Here is a 19,451-nt window from a genome sequence, read left to right as displayed (position 1 = left end):
CAAGTTATGTTGAAAACTAGTCATACCAAAATTCTCTAAACTCAAAGTTCGCTTCGTATTTTTGGCCTGAACCAAATAGATTCACGTGTCTAAAAAAGAAAAAGACCCGGCGGAAACGCCCTTAATGAAGCAATACAATGAGATCAAAGCAAAACACCCTCAGGCTTTGCTGCTTTTCCGTGTAGGGGATTTCTATGAAACGTTTGGTGAAGATGCGATCACTGCATCCAAAACTCTTGGAATTGTTTTAACCAAAAGAGGTGCCGGTTCGCCATCTGAAATTGAACTGGCCGGTTTTCCGCATCATTCCCTGGAGTCTTATCTTCCGAAACTGGTTCGTGCCGGACATCGCGTGGCTATTTGCGATCAACTGGAAGACCCGAAAATGACCAAAACAATCGTCAAACGGGGCGTTACCGAATTAGTCACTCCCGGAATCGCTTTCAGCGATAAAATCCTGGACGGCCACCACAATAACTTCCTGGGTGCGATTCACTTCGGTAAAGACGTTCACGGAATCTCCTTCCTGGATGTTACCACCGGAGAATTTTTTACCGCACAGGGAAATACCGAATACATCAATAAACTGATCCAGGGCTTTGAACCGAGTGAGATCATCTATCAAAAGAATAAACACGCGTTTTTTCAGGAATTATTCGGGACGAAATACTATACATTTCGACTGGATGATTGGGTTTTTACATCCGATTTCGGGAAAGAACGCCTGACAAACCATTTCCAGACCAATTCCATGAAAGGATTCGGGATTGATGATCTGGAACAGGGAATCGTTGCTGCCGGCGCAATCCTGCACTACCTGGGAGAAACGCAACACGACAAGCTCGGACATATCACGCAAATTCAGCGAATTGAAGAAGAAAAATTCGTTTGGCTCGACCGGTTCACCATTCGAAACCTGGAATTGATCTCTCCCTTGAACGAAGGTGGAAAAACCTTGTTCGATGTGGTCAACGGCACCAAAACCCCGATGGGAGACCGCTTACTGAAGCGCTGGATCGTCATGCCCTTAAAACTTCCGGAACAAATCAACCTGCGTGTAGATGCCGTTGCAGATTTGACCGAGAAAAGCAGTTTACGGGCGGAGATCGAACACGAATTAAGTGAGATCGGTGACATGGAGCGTCTGATTTCCAAAGTTGCCGTAGGAAGGATCCACCCGAAAGAATTGCGGGTACTTTCGCGCATCCTGGAGCACATGACCCCGCTTCGTGATGCTTGTTCACACAGTGAAAGCGAACTGCTGAAGCAACTTTCAACACGTATTGAGCCTTGCGAAGAATTTATTCAATCGGTTGAACACTTTTTGTTGAAAGACCCGGCTGTGATGCTTGGAAAAGGACCTGTTATTGCGAGTGGAGTCCATCCGGAACTGGACGAATTACGCGCCATTTCAGAAAGCGGAAAAGATTACCTGGAAGCCATGCAGGAACGGGAATCCGAAAAAACAGGAATCCCCAGCCTGAAAATTGCTTTCAACAACGTATTCGGATATTATTTGGAGGTTCGCAACACACACAAAGACAAAGTCCCGGAAGAATGGATCCGGAAACAGACCCTGGTAAGCGCAGAGCGGTACATCACCCCTGAACTGAAAGAATACGAAACGAAAATCCTGGGAGCAGAAGATAAAATTGCTGCCATTGAAGCCCAACTGTACTTCGAATTGGTTCAAAAACTCAGCGCTTTTGTGGGGCAGATCCAACGCAATGCCTACCTCATCGCACAACTGGATTGCCTGACCGGTTTTGCGGAACTGGCAATCAGGAAAAATTACACCAAACCAACTGTCAATGACAGCTACGTAATCGATATTAAAAACGGCCGGCACCCGGTTATTGAAGGTCAATTAAAGCCGGGGGAAGAATATGTTCCGAACGACGTTTACCTCGACAAAGAGGAGCAACAGATCATCATGATCACCGGACCGAATATGTCAGGTAAAAGTGCCTTATTACGTCAAACCGCTTTGATCGTATTGATGGCCCAGATGGGAAGTTTTGTTCCGGCGGATGCTGCAATCCTTGGAATTGTAGACAAAGTATTTACCCGTGTCGGCGCATCCGATAATATTTCTTCCGGAGAATCGACTTTCATGGTCGAAATGAATGAAACTTCCAGTATTTTGAACAACCTGTCGGACAGGAGTTTGATTCTGCTGGACGAAATTGGCCGTGGAACGAGTACGTATGACGGAATTTCCATTGCCTGGGCCATTGCGGAATACATTCACGAATTTCCACAGGCCAAAGGAAAAACGCTTTTCGCCACTCATTACCACGAACTGAATGAAATGGCGGCACAGTTCTCTCGCATTCACAATTACAATGTAAGTGTAAAAGAAGTGGGACAAAAAATCATCTTCCTGCGCAAATTGGTCGAAGGCGGAAGTGAACACAGCTTCGGTATCCACGTTGCAAAACTGGCCGGAATGCCCAATAAAGTTATTCAACGGGCGGAACTCATGCTGGAACAACTGGAATTGAACCACCGCTCCAGCGAAGTAAAAACCGTGAAAGATGTGGTGGTACATGCGGGAAATACTTCCGATATGCAATTGAGTTTTTTCCAGTTGAACGACCCGGTATTGGAGCAAATTCACGACCAATTGATCTCGATTGATATCAATACCCTGACACCGGTTGAAGCACTGATGAAATTAAACGAAATCAAGAAGTTAACGGGTGGATAACTGAAAGTTCTTGTGAAATTCATTTTTGAGATCGAAAAAAAATAAAAAAAAGTCCTTGAAACCTTGCAAATTGAACAAAGGAATTATTAGATTTGCAACCCGATTCCAAAAGAGGTGTCGGTTATTGAAATATCATGCGAGAGTAGCTCAGTTGGTAGAGCACGACCTTGCCAAGGTCGGGGTCGCGGGTTCGAATCCCGTCTCTCGCTCAAAGAAATGATCTCGGTTTATAGCCGGGATTATTTTTTTAAGTCCGCTCGCAGTGCGAGAAATGCTCGAATGGTGGAATTGGTAGACACGCCGGACTTAAAATCCTGTGACCATCTGGTCGTGCGGGTTCAAGTCCCGCTTCGAGTACATTGAGCGCTTCCAGCTCATGAGATTAAGCCTTGATTTTCTTCGGAAAGTCGAGGCTTTTTTGATTACCTCTCTGGTTGTCCGGGTTCATCCCGATAACTATCGGAATTCACCTTATACAGGAAAGTTAAGTCCGCGAGTATTTAGACCTTCGGGATTTTTCTTTCCCCGTAAAACCTTTACGACCTTCTCCTGTAATTTCGTATACTGATTTAATCACTTAAACTATGGAACAGATTATCCAAAACATCGACCGCTATTTTCAACATGCCAAACGAACCAGGCTAAATACCTTTACTTCAGCCAGTGTTCTGTCAAACAATGCATCAAAAGCCATCGCTGCTTTAAGCGAATTGCTCCAAAATCCAGGTTATGCCGAATACATTCCGTTTTTAGAAGAAGTAATCCGCGGACTTTCAAAAGCCGAAGTCATCTATGAAAAGTATTGCGAATCCCTAAACACAGAACTGAAAGGAAATGATCAGCTGTTCATCAACCTGAATCACAGTGTATACAACAGTCTTGAAAGTTTCCTGGAAGCTTTTTACCATATCGATTAAGCGTTTTTATCCTGTTTTCATAAAATGTCATTAATCCGTTATTCTACAATATTTTTTTACGCTTCGAAAAATCCACTAATTTACTAGGGGAATCAGGCTTTTCAGAATAATCTTCAAATCAAAAACTTACCTGTCATCCCGTTATTTTGCCATTCATAAGGCAATTAAATTTTTTATTTCATTACTGTTTCTTTATTTTTACGTCAAATAAAAAACTATGAAAAAAGTATACTTAGGCTTATTTACTTTGATCATTGCGGGCTCAGCTTCAGCTCAGCTAATGAACAAGAACTTGCGCAGTGCGCAAAAAATCCAAAACATCGGTGAAGTTCCGGCAAAGGCAATGCATCATTTAGAAAAAGCAGTTCCTTTCTGGCAAAACCATTTTGATGTTCCTTCTGATTGGGTTATTTCCAATGCAGGAGCAGCAGGAACGCCCCCTCATACCATGGGTGATTGGGCTATTACTACAGACGTGAATGCAATCCCGGTAACAGCATTGAAACCGGCTGGTCACACAACTGCTGCAAATGGTTATGCATTGATTAACTCGGATGCGGCCGGCGCAGGACAAACCCAAAACTCAATGATTGTTACTGCCGCTGCAATTGACTGTTCAATGAAACCAAATGTTTCAATGATTTTCGAACAATCAACTCGTCATTACCAGGAGTTGTATTATGTAGTTGTTTCCAATGACGGCGGAACTACATGGACAGATTTCCAGGTAAATACATCTCAAGCTGTAAACACGAACTCTGCGAACCCTGCTATTGCTCAGGTGAACATTTCCTCTGTTGCAGCAAACCAGGCAAACGTAAAAGTTGGTTTCCGTTACGTAGGTGCTTATGACTGGTTCTGGGCAGTTGATGACGTAAAACTGGTTGAAACTGACAACTACGATTTAACTGCGACAGGATACTACTGGGGAGTTGAAGGAACTTGGGGAGCACGTTTACCGTACTACCAAACTCCGATTGCTCAGATCAACCCGATCCATTTCGCAGGAATCGTTGAGAACATCGGTGCAATGGCTCAATCAGATGTCACATTCAATGCTGCAATTGTTTCTGCTGCTTACTCGGGAATAAGCCCGCAAGGTGCTTTGAATCCAAATGAATCAGATACATTTGATATTGCAGCTACTTTCCAACCTGCTGCTGCAGTTGCAAGTTTCACTGTAACAGGTGGTACTACTTCAGGTCAAACAGATGCGAATCCATTGGATAACGCAGCTCCTGCTTTAGCTTTTGAAACAACTCAAACCACTTTTGCACGTGATGCTCAGGTAGTTCAGGCCGGTTCTTACAACCAGGGACAAGGTTACGAAATGGGGAACATTTTCGATATCACTGCAAACCAAACATTAACAGGTGTTGACGTATGGGTTGCTTCTACTTCAACTGAAAACTGTCAAATCTACGGTTTGTTATATACCATTGATGGATCAGGTAATTTCGTTTATGCAGCTCCAACAGCATTACACACAGTAACTGCAGGAGAATTAGGAACAATGATTACGCTTCCTTTAACTTCTTCGTACCCATTATTAGCGGGTAACTCTTACCTGTTGGTAGTTGGTTCTTACGGTGACGGTGGAGCAACAGATGATTTCGTTGTTGGAACTTCCGGTATTTCCGAAGCGCAAACAACATTCTACTTGGATGGAAATGAGAATACAGGTACTTGGTACTACTCTACTTCTACTCCAATGGTACGTATGAACTTCAACTCTTCTTTGTCAGTTACAGAAAATGCTGCTAATGTAAATGTTGCAGTTTACCCGAACCCGGTTGTTGGCGAAGCTACAATCGAAGTAAACGGTGCTACTGCTTCTACCATTTCAGTTGTTGATTTAGCCGGTAAAGTAGTTTATTCTTCAAATGTAGCAGAAGGAACTTCTAAAGTATCTTTCTCTACAACAAACTTCTCTGCAGGAGTTTACACAGTAAATGTTGCTACAAGCGCAGGAACTGTTACTAAGAAAATGGTTGTTAAGAACTAATAACTCATTATAATTTAGAAATCCCCGTCTCGGCTAAGCCGAGACGGGGATTTTTTTTGTTTAAAAAGTTTAAACGTTCAAAGGTTAAATGCTTTTGATACAGGTCTATCCTGAAAGATTACTTTGAATCATTTGAACTTTTGATCCCTTTGATCCCTTTGATCCGTTTCAACTTTTGCTATATTTGCCACCTCGAAAAAACAAATTATGAAAGCATATGTATTCCCCGGACAAGGTGCTCAATTCTCAGGAATGGGAAAAGACCTGTACGACTCCTCCGAACTGGCAAAAAAACTCTTTGCACAGGCCAATGAAATCCTTGGATTTGACATCCAAAAGATCATGTTTGAAGGATCTGACGAAGAATTAAAGCAAACAAAGGTAACCCAACCAGCCATCTTCCTGCATTCAACTATTCTTGCAGCGTGTTTGGGCGATAGCTTCAAACCGGATATGGTTGCAGGACATTCTTTGGGAGAAATTTCTTCTTTGGTAGCAAACAAAACACTTTCATTTGAAGACGGTTTGCGCCTGGTTTACAAAAGAGCCTTAGCTATGCAGGCTGCTTGTGAAGCTGTTCCATCCACTATGGCAGCTATCCTGGGACTGGAAGACAAGGTCGTGGAAGATATCTGTAAATCCATCAACGGAATTGTCGTTGCGGCAAACTACAACTGCCCGGGACAATTGGTTATTTCCGGAGCAATCCCGGCTGTAGAAGAAGCGTGCACCAAATTGACCGAAGCCGGAGCAAAACGCGCCATGATCCTTCAGGTTGGCGGGGCTTTCCATTCACCATTGATGGAACCTGCCAGAGAAGAATTGGCGAAGGCAATCGAGTCAACCACTTTCAGCAACCCGATTTGTCCTGTTTATCAAAATACCATCGCAAAAGCTGTAACTGATCCGAATGAAATTAAAAAGAATTTGATTGATCAATTAACAGCTCCGGTGCGCTGGACGCAAATCATGCAGCAAATGATTGCTGATGGTGCAACGGAAGTGATCGAAGTTGGTCCCGGAAAAGTATTACAGGGACTTTTCAAAAAAGTAGACCGCGCATTTCCTACATCAAGTGCCGAGATTTAAAAAATCCTATAAAACAAGTAGGGGCGCGATGAATCGCGCCCCTACTTGTTTCTATTAACTACGTATCTTTTTCTTAATTTCTGTACAAAGTACTTTTCACAGCTTTCACCAATCGCTCTACATTGGGTAATGCAGCATCGATCAATGTCGGTGAAAATGCAAATGGAGTATCCGTTTGCGTTACACGCATCACCGGAGCATCCAAATAATCAAACGCATAACGCTGCAAATGATAAGCGATCTCGGATGAAATCGAAGCTAGCGGCCAGGACTCCTCCAATACCACACAGCGGTTCGTTTTCTTAACTGATTCAACGATTAATGCATAATCAATCGGGCGGATCGTTCTCAAATCGATAATCTCCAGTTCAATTCCTTCCTTTGCCAATACTTCAGCAGCTTCGTGAGCCACTTTAATGATCTTACCGAAAGAAACAACCGTTACGTGGGATCCTTTGCGTTTGATATCTCCCACTCCGATTGGAATGATGTATTCTCCTTCAGGAATTTCTCCTTTATCTCCGTACATTTTCTCCGACTCCAGGAAAACAACCGGGTCATTATCGCGAATGGCGGCTTTCAATAACCCTTTCGCATCGTATGGAGTGGATGGTGTAATCACTTTCAATCCGGGAACATGCGAATAAAACGCTTCAAAACTTTGCGAATGTGTAGCAGCCAACTGACCCGCAGTACCGTTACCACCTCTGAAAACAATCGGACATCCGTACTGACCTCCCGACATTTGCAACATTTTTGCAGCAGAGTTAATGATCTGATCGGCTGCCAGAATTGCGAAATTCCACGTCATGAACTCCACTATGGGACGAAGGCCATTCATCGAAGCTCCGACGGCAATACCTGCAAATCCCAACTCGGCAATCGGTGTATCAATGACACGTTTCGGACCAAATTCATCCAACATTCCCTGGGATACTTTGTAGGCTCCATTGTATTCAGCTACTTCTTCACCCATTAAGAAAACTCCGTTATCACGGCGCATTTCTTCCGACATAGCTTCACGAAGGGCTTCTCTAAATTGAACAGTCTTCATTTTTCTTGATTTTTATTTCGCTTAAAGCAGGGTCAAAATTAATCAAAATTCGTTTCTGGTGCATCAAAATAAGGAGTAAGAACATACATTTTCAGCAAATAGTGGACAAAATGTTCAAAACCTACACTTACTATGTATGCATACCATTTTATTTCATCCGATGATTTGATTATTTTTGTTCCCGAAAAGAAGTTTAACAAAGCAAAATAACTGCAGGAATTTCTGCCCAGGCAAAATGCAGTTTACGTTTAAATAAAATACGATATGAAAATTTTGGTATGTATCAGCAAATCTCCGGATACAACTTCGAAAATTGCGTTCACAGACGGGAACAAGCAATTCGATGAAAATGGGGTTCAGTACATTGTCAATCCATACGATGAGTGGTATGCACTTGTTCGTGGTTTGGAATTGAAAGAAACACTCGGCGGAAACCTGACGATCATTACTGTAGGTAACGCTGCTGACGAAGCGATTATCAGAAAAGCATTGGCAATCGGTGCAGATGATGCAGTTCGTATTGATGCGGATCCGAAAGATGCCTATTTTACAGCTATTCAAATTGCTGAATACGCAAAATCAAACGGATTTGATCTGATCCTTACAGGTAAAGAAACCATTAACTACAATGGTTCCCAGGTAGCTGGAATGATCGCGGAAGCAATGGATCTTCCTTTCGTCTCTTTGGCTACAAAATTAGACATTAACGGCTCGACTGCACGCATGGAGCAGGAAATCGTAGGAGGTGTTCAGGTTGTTGAAGCAAATCTTCCATTGGTGGTTTCCTGTGCAAAAGGAATGGCTGAACAACGCATTCCCAACATGCGCGGGATCATGGCTGCACGCACAAAACCACTGACTGTTGTTGCTCCTTCGGCAGTGGAAGACCTGACAGCATATGTTGAATACGGATTACCTGCTCCGAAATCGGCAGTAAAAATGATTGATCCGAACAACATGGACGAATTAGTTGCTTTGTTGCACAACGAGGCTAAAGTTATTTAACAGACAATCAGAAATCATGAATATTTTAGTATATATCAATTCATCCGATCATTTGGCAAAAAGTGCGCTTGAGGCAGTTACTTATGCAAAGAAAATTGGCGGAACAATTACAGTTGTGGCTACCGGATCGGTAGCTGATGCAACATTAGGAACTTTAGGTGAATACGGTGCTCAAAAAGTATTGGTAGATCGTTCGGTTGCTACTGAAGATTCTCAGCAAGTGACGCGTTTAATCGCCAAAGCAGCGGAATCAACCGGAGCTGAATTAATCATTTTCTCTCACGACCTGGTAGCGAAGGCTGTTGCCCCGCGCTTATCTGTTCGTCTGAAAGCAGGTTTGGTTTCCGGAGCAGTTGACGTTCCGAACGCAAGCGGACAAGTCAAAGTGAATGTATTCTCAGGAAAAGCATTCGGATTCGTTGCAGTAAAATCAGAAAAGAAAATTATTTCCCTGCTTCCGAATTCATTCCAGCCTGAAAAAACAGGTTCGGTTTGCCCGGTAGAAGCATTTGACGGCGCAGCTGGAGCTTCTGCAATCAAAGTGGTTGAAACAAAAATGCCGGAGGGTGAAATTCCGCTGCCGGAAGCTGAATTGGTCGTTTCTGCAGGCCGCGGACTAAAGGGTCCTGAAAACTGGGGAATTGTAGAGGATTTAGCGAAAGCGTTGGGTGCTGCAACAGCATGTTCCCGCCCGGTTGCAGATATCGGCTGGAGACCTCATCACGAACACGTAGGACAAACAGGTGTTGCCATTCGTCCGAATTTATACATTGCAGTTGGAATTTCCGGGGCAATTCAACATTTAGCCGGTGTAAACGGTTCGAAGGTAATTGTGGTAATAAATACAGATCCGGAAGCACCTTTCTTTAAGGCTGCTGATTACGGTGTAGTGGGAGATGCTTTTGAAGTACTTCCTAAATTAACAGAAGCTGTAAAAAAATTCCGCTCAACACCACACTAAGATTAATCAAATTAATTATTTTTACGAAAGAAATACCTTAGAGGGAAGCACGTTGCAATGCTTCCCTCATTATTTAAACCCTTCGTAAGGAAAACGTTCGAATGGACAAGATTAAACTAGATATCATTGGACTGTCGTACAGTCAGACTCAAAGCGGGGCTTATGCCTTGGTTTTAGCAGAATCAGGCGGAAAGCGTCGTTTACCGATCATCATTGGCGGTTTTGAAGCACAAGCCATCGCCATTGAATTGGAAAAAATGACTCCCACAAGACCGCTTACCCATGATTTGTTTAAATCACTTGCCCAAACCTTTTCCATTCAACTAAAAGAAGTCGTCATCTACAATTTGCAGGAAGGAATTTTCTTTGCAAAACTGGTTTGCGAAAAAGAAGGGGTTTTCTCAGATATTGACGCCAGAACTTCCGATGCCATTGCATTGGCTGTTCGGTTTGACTGTCCGATCTATACATTTGAGTCCATTTTATCTTCGGCCGGAATTCTCTCTGATGAATTCCTGGAAGAGGACGACGAAGTGGAAATCGCTGAAACAGACGATAACGAGTTCACTAAAATGAACAAAGAAGAGCTGGAAGAGCAACTTCAAAATGCCATCGATAATGAAGATTATGAGCTGGCATCCAAAATTCGCGACGAAATCAATAAACGCGGAGCGTAAACCTCATTTCATTCTACTACTATGGGGAAATCCATCAAATTCCGATTGACCATCATGAGTTTTCTCCAATTTTTCGTTTGGGGAGCTTGGCTTACAACAATTTTCACTTACGGGACAAAAGGAAAACATTGGTCTTACCAGGAAGTAGGGGCTATTTTCTCTACATTGGCGCTTTCCTCCATTTTAATGCCTTCACTCACAGGAATTATAGCCGACAAATGGATTCGGGCCGAACGGTTATACGGGCTGCTCCACCTGGCTTACGGAGGTATTTTGTTCTTTGTTCCGTTCGTCGACAATCCCGATCAATTGTTTTACGTCATTTTTGCTGCAATGATCTGCTATATGCCGACTATTTCCCTTGCAAATTCTATTTCTTACCGGGTATTGACTTCCAATGAGTTCAATGTATTAAAAACCTTTCCCCCGATTCGTGTTTGGGGAACTGTCGGATTCATTGTTGCCATGTGGGTTACTAATCTGACAGGAAGTAACATCACCGCCAATCAGTTTGTATTTGCCGGGATCGGAGCAATTTTACTCGGAATCTATTCCTTCACCCTACCCGCTTGTACACCCGAAAACCTTCACTCGGAAAAAAAAGGACTGATCAACCTGCTTGGACTGGACGCTTTTAAACTGTTTGCCAATTACAAAATGGCCCTGTTCTTCCTTTTCTCCATGTTGCTTGGAGCAGCATTACAGCTATCCAACATGTATGGAGAGTCTTACCTGTTCAGTTTCCCGAAAGGATCCGTTATTGGAGATTATTCCGGGGTCATTTTATCCATCTCCCAAATTTCAGAAACATTGTTCATTCTTACCATTCCGTTTTTCCTTAAACGTTTCGGAATCAAACAGGTCATGATGATGGCAATGATGGCATGGGTCATTCGATATGGTTTCTTCGCTTTGGGAGATACGTCGGCAGGGTGGATACTAATCATTCTGTCCAATATCGTTTACGGAATGGCTTTTGATTTTTTCAATATTTCCGGATCCATGTTTATTGAAACAAATACGGACCATTCTATCCGCTCCAGTGCTCAGGGATTGTTTATGATGATGACCAACGGTTTCGGTGCCTATTTTGGGACCATTGCAAGCAGCTGGGTGATTGACAAACACTTTATTTTACCGGATGGTCAAACAAACTGGTCGGGAGCCTGGAGTGTCTTTGCAACTTATTCTTTAGTGGTAGCAGTACTGTTTGCTGTTTTATTCAAACATAAACACAATCCGACAGAATTGTCAGAAATTTCACACTAATCATTTACTAAAAAGATTTAATCGTAATTTAATGTTTCAATAACATTGAATGAAAACTATACTCTCCTCTCTTGCGTTTGTCTCAAGTGTGTTTTCCTTTGGCCAAACTTTTAACGGAACGTCCGGAAACATCCAGGACAACCAGGAATTGGTAAAATCATTGAATGTCAGTGGATTACCTTCAACCATTAACCAAACGACTTTTGGACTAGAACAAGTCTGCTTATCCATCACACACACCTGGGATGCAGACGTAAGTGCAACACTTGAAGCTCCCGACGGAACTCAAATCATGCTCTTCTCAGCTATCGGAGGAAGCGATGACGATTTCGACGGAACCTGTTTCAGAGGAGATGCAAGTATTTCCATTGTTAGCGGAAGCGCGCCATTCAGCGGCATCTTTAAACCCATGAATCCACTTGGAGTTGCAAACAACAATCAGAATCCGAACGGAACCTGGAAATTACGCATTTACGATTCAGCAAGCGGAGATGAAGGAACCCTGGATTCGTGGTCGATCACCTTTGGAAACAATCCGGCAACTTACCAACCTTTTGTAAGCAGCAATTTACCCATTGTTATTCTGAACACCAACAATCAGGGCATTCCTGACGAGCCCAAAATCGAGGCACAAATGAAAATGATTGATCACGGACCGGGCAACATCAATTATGTTACCGACTTTCCGAATGCTTACAACAACAAAATCGGGATTGAGCGCAGAGGCTCCACGTCGGGAACCTTTCCGCAAAAATCCTATGGTTTTGAAACACGCGATATAAACGGAACACAAAAAGATACTGTTTTATTGGGTTTACCGGCCGAGCATGACTGGATCTTATACGCTCCTTACAACGATAAGAGCTGTATGCGCAATATTCTCACTTATGAATTGGCAAACAAAATGCAGCATTATGCTTCGCGCACCATTCTGTGTGAGTTGGTCTTAAACGGGCAATACCAGGGAATCTACACCCTGATGGAAAAAATAAAACGCGATCCGAACAGGGTGGATATTGCGAAATTACTTCCGACTGATATTGTGGGTGATGATCTGACGGGTGGATATATCATTAAAATTGACAAAGTTACAGGATCAAATAATGATGGATGGACATCCAATTACCAAGCAGCAGATAATTCGGATATTAATTTCTTATACCATTATCCTAAATCAGACATCATTGAACCGCAGCAAAAAGACTACATCCAGGCATATGTCGATTCGTTCGAAACAGCTCTTGCAAGCCCTTCTTTTGCAAACCCGAATACCGGTTACAGAAAATACAGCGTTCCGGAAACATTCATCGATTTCTTCATTTTGAACGAGATCAGCAAAAATGTGGACGGATATCGTTTAAGTACATTCTTTCATAAAGAAAAGGATTCCAAAGGCGGGAAATTGCGAATGGGACCGATGTGGGACTTCAACCTGGCATGGTGGAATGCAGATTATTGTGCCGGAAACGATTACACAGGCTGGCAGTACGATTTTTCAAACACATGTCCCGGCGGATGGCAACCACCAACCTGGTGGGCGCGTATGCTGGAAGATCCCTGGTTCCAGGATGAATTAAAATGCCGCTGGACTACCCTGCGCCAGACGTTCCTTTCCAACGACTCACTTTATGCTAAAATCGATTCCATTGCGCAGTACATCGACCAGGCAAAAGACCGTCATTTTGAACAATGGCCGCTTTTGGGAATTTACACCTGGCCAAATCCAAGTCCGATCCCGGCAGATTATCCCGGCGAAATTGCCGCATTCAAGCAATGGATATTGGATCGTGCAACGTGGATTGATAACCATATCCAGGGGACATGTCACCTCGGACTGGTAGAAGAGGAAATTGCTTCCTTAAGCGTTTATCCGAATCCGTTCAATGAAGAACTTCATATATCCTGGTTCTCAACCGGAATGAGCAACACACAAATCAAATTATTCGACTTGAACGGACGTAAAATCGGTTCTGTGGAAAAATCACCTGCTTATGGAATGAACGAAGTGAAACTCAATCAATTTTCAAGCCCATTAAGCAGCGGGATTTATTGGGTGGAAATCCAGGAAGGAACTTCAATCAGCCGGATCAAAGTGATGAAAAATTAAAATCCGTGGGTACGCGATTAATCGCGAATTAATCACAATTGACACCCAGACTTAATTTTTACCGCAAATGCGCAATTTTTAGCTCGGCTACCGCACTCGCTTTTGAATCGTGTAAACACATAGGAACTAAAACCAAAATCTTTAAAATCCTTTAGAATCCCTGTATCCTAATTACAATAAAGGATTCAGCGATTTCGTTATACATAAAGGAACTAGCAGGATTATAGGGGAATTACGGGTCAGAAGCTCAATATTCCTACCCTTTTTAGTACCCAAACTGTGAGTTATTACTTATACGTTTGAATCAACCAATTAAATGAATCACCATGAAATTAAAGATCAATTTCATACTAAAAACGGGAGTTCACGGAGAAATTCCTGTATTAGCTATAATGAACTTCGGGTACAAAGAGTTCGATGCGTTGAAACAAACTTATGTGTATAAACCACTTCGCTACTATACTGGAATTAAAGTTAAGAAATCTGATTGGAATGAAATAGAAAAACTTCCAACGGATAAATCTAAGCGAGCAACGCTTCTTCAAATCGAAAAACAAGCAACGGATATATTCAATTATCTGATCACAACGGAAACTGTAACCCCCGAACGTTTGAAACAAGAGTTAGATGTTAAGATCAAGAAGAAAGAGGATCAAGCAATTGTAACTCGTGTTCGATTAGTTGATTTCATTGAAAATGAAATCCTGCAAGAGCATGGAATTAAACAGGGTACAAAAAACTGCTACAAAGTGCTATCGAATCGATTAACTGATTTTGAAACTAAAATCGGAAAGCAATTGTATAGTAGTGATTTGAATGAAGAACTTTACGTTAGTTTCATGAATACAATCCGTGAACGTTGTACACGGATTAATGCTGTTACACATTACTACAAAGCATTCAAAGCAGTATTGAATAGAATTGCAAGAAAGTATAAAGTGAATGTGTTCAACCCAACTAGAGAACTTCGATCCACGGACAAGCTAAGATCGGTTACGGAAGAGAAAATTTACCTCGAATTTGCACAGATCGAAAAGATCATTGCTTATGAACCCGAAACGAAGGATTTAGCAAATGCAAAACTCATTCTTCTCACGCTTCTTTTTACTGGATGCAGATATTCCGACGTTCATAAAATCAAACCCGAATACACGTATTCGAAAAACAACGTAACGTTTCATTACGCACGTTATTTAACAACGAAAACCGATACAGAGATCGTTGTACCAATTTTAAAACCATTACAGGAAGCATTTGATGCTAATGGGGGAACTGCTGAACCTATGGCGATGCAAAAGTTCAACTCACTTGCACGCGATATTGCTGAAAGCGTTGGATTAAAGGAAGAAATCACCCTCTCTCATACGAACTCTTTTGGAAAGAAAGAACTAACAACCAAAAAGCTGTTTCAATTGATTAGTTCACATATCGGACGAAGATCGTTTGTTACGAATCTAATGAGTTACATTCCGATAACTGTACTAAGCAAAATTACTGGACACACCAATTCAGCTATTGAATCGGATTTTAAAGGATTGGGTAGTAGTGAGATTTTTAAGTACAATAAAATCTCGTTAATCGATAATGCAGCGTTGCTTGTGAAGATACTCCGAATCTATACGGAAGATAAACTGGATGATTTCCCAATTAAATTGGTTTAATCGCTCATTAAAAATAAGAAAAAGCGACCTCGTATCGGGGTCGCTTTTTGCATTAGTTAAAATGTGCTTGCTCCTTGTTTTCGGCGAATGTATTCCATGATTGCACTACGGGAAAAACGAACGCTTCGTTCATTGATCCGAATAGCAACAAGAACACCCTCACGAACTAATTTGATTAAGGAGTTTTTACCAATTTTTAAGATGCTTTTCACTTGCTCGTTGTTGAGCAATTCATCTTCGATTTTAGGTGTTTCAGGTTCAACAACTGTGTTTCGATTTTTGTTTCTTTCCAGTTCCGAAATCTGCTTCTGCTGATCTTTAACGGTTTGTTTTAATCGTTCAATTTCCTCACTCATTCTTTCGATGGCGAGTTTAACCACTGTTTCCATGATTAAAGGTGTTTTATTAGTTGATTTCCTTTTTTTAATTAAACGGTTTCCACTTGATTTGAACCGTTTAGCACAAGGATATGAAAGAACAGAAAAATAAAAAAAGTTTGGGGTACTCCAAAAAACCAACTTTTTCTAACTTTTAACATTTGAATCCTTAAAAGGTCACGAATACAAAAAAAAAGATAACTGCCCACCAAATGATGGGCAGTCATTATTTATTGAATCTTAGATTTTTAAATTGTTCCGCGCATTCCCGGATTTTTTTTGCCATGATAATCGGCAATCTTGCTCATGACAAAGTTCACAATTCGATCACATCGGACAAGATCGAAAGCGAACACTTGTTCTGATTTATAATAGGTACTCAAATCATTACGCAACATTTCCTTAGCACGGTTCAAACGGACCTTTACATTCGATTCGCTCAATTGAAGAATATCCATTGTTTCCTGTGTACTCAATTCTTCAACTTCCCGCATTACAAATACAAGCCTGTACTTTTCTGGCAAATCGGAAACCGCCTTTTCCAATAGTGTTTTCAATTCCTGATTCATAAGTTCTTTTAATGGATTGTTCTCTGTCTGATGATCTTTTTCCGAACTGTTGATTATCAATTGTTCACGCTTTGCTTGTTTTTTCTTATAGAGCAGACTTTCATTGATTACAATTCGCGTCAACCATGTTCCGAAACTGGATTTGTTCTGAAAGTTTGCCAGTTGCAGGTAAGCATTGATATAAGCCGTTTGCATCACATCTTCAGCCTCCATATCATCATTAACAATCGACATACTTATTCGATAAAGACGGAGATTGAATTTGCGAATCAGTAGTTCGTACAATGTCGTTTCTCCATTTAAAATCAAATCAATGATTTCTTCATCTTTTAGTAATTCGTAATCTATCGGTCTTATTGAGTTCATTGAAGCAAATTATTATATCAATTAGAGTATTACAGCTTTAAAAACGTTACAAAATAGGATGAAATAAATTTTGTAACGTTTCCCGCTCAGGTTATCTCTAACCAATAAACATAAATCAAAAATTCATGGAAACTACAATTAAGACAGTTAAACAAGTTCAGACAGTATTAAAATTCAGCTACGGCCTGATCCCCATTGTTGCAGGACTTGACAAATTCACAAATTTACTAACAGACTGGCAAAAGTACCTGAATCCATCTTTGGAAGGAATATTGCCTTTTAGCGGAAAAACCTTCATGATAATTGTCGGGGTTATTGAGATCATTGCAGGAATACTTGTTTTGATAAAACCCCAGAAAGGTGCTATTGTTGTGGGGGCATGGTTAGTTCTTATAGCACTGACATTACTTCCTGGTGGTCAATTCATTGATGTAGCAGTGAGAGATATTGCAATGGCAATAGGTGCTTTTTCACTTGCACGTCTTTCTTCTATCCCTGAAATTAAAACTGGCAAATAATGGAGAAACACATCGTAAAAATTCTAGCTGCGGATTTCGTTACTCATAATGTAAAACGTTTCCGTGTAGAAAAGCCAGCAGAGTATTATTTTATTCCTGGGCAGGCAACTGATTTGGCTATCAATTCAATTGGTTTGGAAACTGAATTAAGACCATTCACATTCACTTGTCTTAATACAGTCGATTACCTTGAATTCATCATCAAAATTTATAAGGGACATGATGGGATAACTGAAAAACTGGAGAATGTGAAGATTGGTGATGAATTGATTCTTCATGAAGTATTCGGCACAATCGGTTACAAAGGATCGGGTGTCTTTATTGCAGGTGGTGCTGGAATTACTCCGTTCATTGCTATTCTGAGGCAACTTAAAGAAGAGGATAAACTTTCAGGTAATACTTTGTTATTTGGAAATAAAACAACAGAAGATATTGTGTTACATCAAGAGTTGAACGATCTATTGGGAGAACATTATCTTGACATCATTTCCAATCCTTCGGGTTCAATATCTGGAAAACGAATTGACAGACAACTGTTGAGTGATTATATAGATTTGGCATCCTATTATTATATCTGCGGACCAGATCAGTTTACGAGTGACATTGTTAGTAATTTGAAAGACTTGGGAGTGCCTGATTCCCTGATTGTTATTGAACAATGAGAGCCGCAATATTTCGAAAGTTTCATTTTAATTCAGCGCATCGGCTGCATAATGAGCAATGGTCAGATGAAAAGAACAAGGAGGTTTTCGGGAAGTGTAACAACCCAAATTATCACGGACACAATTATGAATTGATCGTGAAAATAACAGGAGAAGTCAACCTTGAAACAGGATATGTAATAGACACAAAAATCCTGAAAGATTGGGTTGAAAAGGATGTCATTGAACAATTTGATCACAAAAATCTCAATCTGGACACAAAAGCATTCTCGAAACTGAATCCGACCGTTGAGCATATTGCAGCAGTTATTTATGAAATCCTTCAACGGCGAATAGAAACGGATAAAAAGTTAACAATCATATTATATGAAACAGAACGGAACTACGTCGAGTACAGCGGAGAATGATACTATTCTTCTTAAAGACGAACTAGGAGAAAATCATATCGGAACATCTCTTGAAACACCGATACGACCCGATGCGTTTGATTTAAGCGATACAGAGAAAATTGCTATCATTTCCGAGCATTTCAGGGAAATAATGCTCACACTTGGTCTTGATCTGAAGGACGACAGTTTGAATGGAACACCTTCGCGGGTAGCGAAAATGTATGTCAAAGAGATTTTTAGCGGACTGAATCCTTCCAATAAACCAACTATTGCACTTTTTGAAAATAAGTACGAATACAGTCAAATGCTAGTGGAAAAGAATATCGTTCTGTATTCTAACTGTGAACACCACTTTGTTCCAATTATTGGAAAAGCGCATATTGGTTATATTTCTTCGGGAAAAGTGATTGGATTATCCAAACTAAACAGGATTGTACAGTATTTTTCGCAAAGACCACAGGTACAGGAGCGTTTGACTATACAAATAGCAAACGAACTAAAAATGATCTTGAAAACGGAAAGTGTGGCTGTGGTAATTGATGCAACTCATTTGTGCGTTTCTTCGCGTGGTGTCAAGGATATTTCCAGTAGTACTATAACTGCTGAATATTCGGGTGAGTTCCTTGATCCTACAAGAAAAGAAGAGTTTATGAGATACATAACATCTTGATAATAGTTTTGAGTTACATACAAAAAGGGAGGTGAAATCATTTGATTAAACCTCCTTTTCCATTATTGCAAATTGTCTAACGTTTCTAGTTGTGAGACACGCTCCAAATCTTCTATCAAAAAGTCAGAAGTTTCCCCGCAAGAGTTCACAAACACAATAAAATGCTAGCTGCCCACCTCTACGTGGGCAGCTAGCATTTTATTCCGAAAATTCCCCAAAAAGAGGTTAATTAAAAATTAGTTGCCACCTACAAATTGGCTACTAATTTTTAATTCTAAAAAAAACGGTATAATAAAAACATAACTATCTAGCTAGAGTTGGGCTGTAAACTTCCCTAAAAATCAGACAGTTTAAAAATATAGATTTAAATTGTCAGAATTATGAAAAAATCGAGATTTACAGAGGCTCAGATTGTAAGTATTTTAAAGGAATACGAAGCCGGTAA

General features: G+C 41.0%; 17 protein-coding genes and 2 tRNA genes. 16 read left to right on the top strand and 3 right to left on the bottom strand.

Going from position 1 to position 19,451, the window contains the following annotated elements:
* Positions 1-85 precede the first annotated feature (85 nt).
* The 6 genes from mutS (at position 86) to fabD (ending at position 6,721) form a co-directional block, all read left to right on the top strand.
* Complete coding sequence (gene mutS, locus FO442_RS17185; protein ID WP_144334455.1) at positions 86-2,710, top strand: DNA mismatch repair protein MutS; 2,625 nt, start codon at positions 86-88, stop codon at positions 2,708-2,710.
* 136 nt (positions 2,711-2,846) lie between these two features.
* Positions 2,847-2,919, top strand: a tRNA-Gly gene (locus FO442_RS17180).
* Positions 2,920-2,983: 64 nt separating this feature from the next.
* Positions 2,984-3,067, top strand: a tRNA-Leu gene (locus tag FO442_RS17175).
* A gap of 227 nt (positions 3,068-3,294) precedes the next feature.
* Positions 3,295-3,627, top strand: a complete 333-nt coding sequence (locus tag FO442_RS17170; protein ID WP_144334454.1) for a hypothetical protein — start codon at positions 3,295-3,297, stop codon at positions 3,625-3,627.
* 217 nt (positions 3,628-3,844) lie between these two features.
* Positions 3,845-5,632 carry a T9SS type A sorting domain-containing protein gene (locus tag FO442_RS17165; protein WP_144334453.1) on the top strand — a complete coding sequence of 596 codons (1,788 nt, stop codon included), beginning with the start codon at positions 3,845-3,847 and terminating at the stop codon, positions 5,630-5,632.
* Positions 5,633-5,839: 207 nt separating this feature from the next.
* Positions 5,840-6,721 (top strand): ACP S-malonyltransferase, encoded by an 882-nt coding sequence (fabD, locus tag FO442_RS17160; protein ID WP_144334452.1) that lies wholly within the window; start codon positions 5,840-5,842, stop codon positions 6,719-6,721.
* Positions 6,722-6,794: 73 nt separating this feature from the next.
* Here the strand turns inward: fabD and FO442_RS17155 are convergent, their stop codons facing one another.
* A complete protein-coding gene (locus FO442_RS17155; RefSeq protein ID WP_144334451.1) occupies positions 6,795-7,775 on the bottom strand; it encodes a pyruvate dehydrogenase complex E1 component subunit beta in 981 nt (326 codons plus the stop codon).
* A 264-nt stretch (positions 7,776-8,039) separates the two neighbouring features.
* Between FO442_RS17155 and FO442_RS17150 the strand changes: the two genes are divergently transcribed.
* From FO442_RS17150 to FO442_RS17125, 6 genes are all read left to right on the top strand, one after another.
* Entirely contained in the window at positions 8,040-8,780 is a 741-nt protein-coding gene (locus tag FO442_RS17150; RefSeq protein ID WP_144334450.1) for an electron transfer flavoprotein subunit beta/FixA family protein, read from the top strand.
* 16 nt (positions 8,781-8,796) lie between these two features.
* A complete protein-coding gene (locus FO442_RS17145) occupies positions 8,797-9,741 on the top strand; it encodes an electron transfer flavoprotein subunit alpha/FixB family protein (RefSeq protein WP_144334449.1) in 945 nt (314 codons plus the stop codon).
* A 101-nt stretch (positions 9,742-9,842) separates the two neighbouring features.
* The gene (locus FO442_RS17140) at positions 9,843-10,418 is read left to right on the top strand and encodes a bifunctional nuclease family protein (RefSeq protein ID WP_144334448.1); all 576 of its coding nucleotides are present in this window, start codon (positions 9,843-9,845) and stop codon (positions 10,416-10,418) included.
* A 21-nt stretch (positions 10,419-10,439) separates the two neighbouring features.
* Positions 10,440-11,687 (top strand): nucleoside permease, encoded by a 1,248-nt coding sequence (locus FO442_RS17135; RefSeq protein WP_144334447.1) that lies wholly within the window; start codon positions 10,440-10,442, stop codon positions 11,685-11,687.
* A 49-nt stretch (positions 11,688-11,736) separates the two neighbouring features.
* Positions 11,737-13,794 carry a CotH kinase family protein gene (locus FO442_RS17130; protein WP_144334446.1) on the top strand — a complete coding sequence of 686 codons (2,058 nt, stop codon included), beginning with the start codon at positions 11,737-11,739 and terminating at the stop codon, positions 13,792-13,794.
* Positions 13,795-14,120: 326 nt separating this feature from the next.
* Positions 14,121-15,455, top strand: a complete 1,335-nt coding sequence (locus FO442_RS17125; RefSeq protein ID WP_144334445.1) for a tyrosine-type recombinase/integrase — start codon at positions 14,121-14,123, stop codon at positions 15,453-15,455.
* A 56-nt stretch (positions 15,456-15,511) separates the two neighbouring features.
* On the opposite strand, the gene FO442_RS17120 is transcribed toward FO442_RS17125, so the two are convergent.
* Both FO442_RS17120 and FO442_RS17115 read right to left on the bottom strand, forming a co-directional pair.
* Positions 15,512-15,844: a helix-turn-helix domain-containing protein gene (locus tag FO442_RS17120; RefSeq protein ID WP_144334444.1), complete on the bottom strand. Its 333-nt coding sequence runs from the start codon at positions 15,842-15,844 to the stop codon at positions 15,512-15,514.
* A gap of 236 nt (positions 15,845-16,080) precedes the next feature.
* Positions 16,081-16,767 (bottom strand): RNA polymerase sigma factor, encoded by a 687-nt coding sequence (locus FO442_RS17115; RefSeq protein ID WP_144334443.1) that lies wholly within the window; start codon positions 16,765-16,767, stop codon positions 16,081-16,083.
* A 125-nt stretch (positions 16,768-16,892) separates the two neighbouring features.
* Between FO442_RS17115 and FO442_RS17110 the strand changes: the two genes are divergently transcribed.
* Genes FO442_RS17110 through folE form a run of 4 tightly spaced genes read left to right on the top strand, consistent with a single transcriptional unit; the run spans position 16,893 to position 19,006 of the window.
* Positions 16,893-17,285, top strand: coding sequence for a hypothetical protein (locus FO442_RS17110; RefSeq protein ID WP_144334442.1), 393 nt, complete (start codon positions 16,893-16,895; stop codon positions 17,283-17,285).
* Positions 17,285-17,947: an FAD-binding oxidoreductase gene (locus tag FO442_RS17105; RefSeq protein WP_144334441.1), complete on the top strand. Its 663-nt coding sequence runs from the start codon at positions 17,285-17,287 to the stop codon at positions 17,945-17,947. Before FO442_RS17110 ends, FO442_RS17105 begins: the two co-directional genes overlap by 1 nt.
* Entirely contained in the window at positions 17,944-18,354 is a 411-nt protein-coding gene (locus FO442_RS17100; protein ID WP_144334440.1) for a 6-pyruvoyl trahydropterin synthase family protein, read from the top strand. Before FO442_RS17105 ends, FO442_RS17100 begins: the two co-directional genes overlap by 4 nt.
* Complete coding sequence (gene folE, locus FO442_RS17095) at positions 18,314-19,006, top strand: GTP cyclohydrolase I FolE (protein WP_144334439.1); 693 nt, start codon at positions 18,314-18,316, stop codon at positions 19,004-19,006. Before FO442_RS17100 ends, folE begins: the two co-directional genes overlap by 41 nt.
* The last annotated feature ends 445 nt before the right edge of the window (positions 19,007-19,451 follow it).

The sequence above is a fragment of the Fluviicola chungangensis genome, from assembly GCF_007558725.1.
In the GTDB taxonomy this organism is placed as follows: domain Bacteria; phylum Bacteroidota; class Bacteroidia; order Flavobacteriales_D; family Crocinitomicaceae; genus Fluviicola; species Fluviicola chungangensis.
The sequence above is the reverse complement of the archived record's forward strand: the minus strand, read 5'-3'. Positions and strand labels throughout refer to the sequence as shown.